Source organism: Bacillus sp. AP50, from assembly GCF_040492675.1.
In the GTDB taxonomy this organism is placed as follows: Bacteria; Bacillota; Bacilli; order Bacillales; family Bacillaceae_G; genus Bacillus_A; species Bacillus_A cereus.
The window spans coordinates 1-2,238 of the sequence record NZ_JBEUTW010000605.1 but is presented as its reverse complement, the minus strand read 5'-3'; the positions used below and the strand labels follow the sequence as shown (position 1 = coordinate 2,238).

The window sequence follows — 2,238 nt, the reverse complement described above, 5'->3', positions numbered from 1 at the left end:
AAAGTAGTATACAATAAAGACATTTATGGAAACAAACAACAAAATGCTGAATCGCAAAAGGTTCCAGTTAAAGTAGGAGATTATATTGAGTTGACACACCTAGAAGGTGTGCATAGAGCTACTTTAATAAATGTAGACAGCAGTAAACAAGAAAGCTTTGGAAAAAAAGTCATGTACCAAGTTACAAAAGAAGGCTTGAAGAAAGTAGAAAAAATGCCAGAAACAACAGTTTTAGATGGAAATCATTTTGGGTGGTCTTTAAAAGGATATAGTGATAGAGAAATCGCAAAAGTTGATTATAATAGGGCAACAGAGAAAATGCAGGTGAATTTAGAAGCAGGCGTACCACATTCTTACTTTAATAATACGTATGCAAGTATTACAGTAAAGAATTCAACCGGTAGTGTTGTATACAATAAGGATATAGTGGGAAATAGTCAACAAACTGCTGAAAGTCAAACCGTGCCGGTAAAAGTGGGAGATTACATTGAGTTGACCCATATAGAAGGGGAAGCAGTAAAGGAAAAGACACGCGCTACACTTATTAACTTTGAGAATAATAAACAAGAATATATAGGCAAAAAAAGAATCTATCAAGTTACTTTAACGGGATTAAACAAAATAGATTAATATGAAGAACATTCTAATTATTAGTTAGATGCAAATAGTCGTTCATTATGAACGGCTATTTGGCTTTTATTTAACAATACGCTCTCTTTTTTATATACTCTCGTTGCCATCAAATGCTACATTTTTTTATAAATATGTTTTTGAATTAATAAATGTTTAAGTGCAATAGATTTGAGAAAAAAGAAACAGAATAGTAGGGTATTTGTTGATAAATCCTCTCAAATATTACAATGTTTTACATATTTGATATGATGTAAATGAGTTCTATGTATATTAAGGGAGGAATGGGAATGAAAAGGTTTATAACACGTGCAAGAGGTAATACAGTCTCAAAAAATTTAGTTTTAATGGTGTTGTCGATGGTTTTAATGATATTTATGATTACACCATCCAATGATGTATCTGCAGCCAACCTATCAAAAGCAGCTACATTAAAAGGCGTGAATTTATTTAATGGAAGTTGGACAGTTGCTATACAGGCAGCAAATTTACAATATGTTTCTGCTGAGCCTTTGGGAAATGTAACAGCAAATCGTAATGTAGTTAATGAATGGGAGAAATTTGAATTAATTCCGACTGGAGAATTATATACGTACGCTTTAAAAGCCAAAAGTAATGGGAAGTATGTTTCGTTTGAGCCAAATGGTAGAGTAGTAGCAGATCGTACATCAATTGGGACATGGGAAAAGTTTATCTTATATAATGGTGGAGACAATAGGATATATGTATTACAAGCGCTCAGTAATGGTAGGTATATATCAGCAAATGGTGGTAGAGAATTAACGGCTACTAGTTATGTAGCTGGAAGCTGGGAAAGATTTGTTATTGTATACTTCTAAACTTTGAAGTGTAAAGGGCTGCAGGTAATTAGCAGTCCTTTTTACATGCTAAATAAGGACTTACTGAGGTTATAATGAAAAGAAAAAGAACCCTATAGGGTTCTTTTTCAAGGCATATTAACAGTAAGGAGAATCATGAAATGCTACTTCAAATCTTTATTAGGGGAAAGATTTTGAATAAGCTTAACATACATCTATTTTTACATAAATGTAAGATATAGTAAATTGATAATGTTTATACTTACTATTACTAATATTCAATTAAGATAGTTAACACTATGTATATAGTGTTAACTGGTGTTTAGTACAGTATACATTTAGAAATTTAATATTAGATTTCATTTGTTAAAAAAGCTAGAGAAAGTAGTTATGAAAGCAATGAACTAATAAAGAATTTAACAAAATAGTTATTTTGTTAAATAAAAAGCTATGTCTTGTCTATGTAAATATATGTTTGGTTTATACAAACTGTGAGTATTTTCAAGTAAATTATTTGTTTATAAACAAATATAAAGAGCGTCCTCCAGGACGCTCTTCCACCCAAACTTACAATGAAAAAGAATACGTGACATTGTATGCGTTTTTTTTCTCTTTGTGTAGTTTTTCAACAAAAAAGAGCGCTTTTAAAGGCGCCCAATGATCAAGATTTATGTAAAAAAGGTGCACAAGATATGGTATGTATGCTTCTTAATCTTGGTGCAGATTTAATACAAAATCCTTATTTGAAAACAAGAAGCCTTAGAGTTAGGGCTCTAGGGCTTCTTGTTTT

The 2,238-nt window shown here is 31.3% G+C and carries 3 protein-coding genes; all 3 read left to right on the top strand.

Going from position 1 to position 2,238, the window contains the following annotated elements; translation table 11 throughout:
* Positions 1-630 (top strand): putative mucin/carbohydrate-binding domain-containing protein (locus ABWK52_RS27215; protein ID WP_353772277.1); only part of this gene is annotated, 630 nt, incomplete at its 5' end.
* Positions 631-920: 290 nt separating this feature from the next.
* Entirely contained in the window at positions 921-1,469 is a 549-nt protein-coding gene (locus ABWK52_RS27210; protein WP_047387444.1) for a fascin domain-containing protein, read from the top strand.
* Positions 1,470-2,044: 575 nt separating this feature from the next.
* Positions 2,045-2,238 (top strand): hypothetical protein (locus ABWK52_RS27205; protein ID WP_353772276.1); only part of this gene is annotated, 194 nt, incomplete at its 3' end.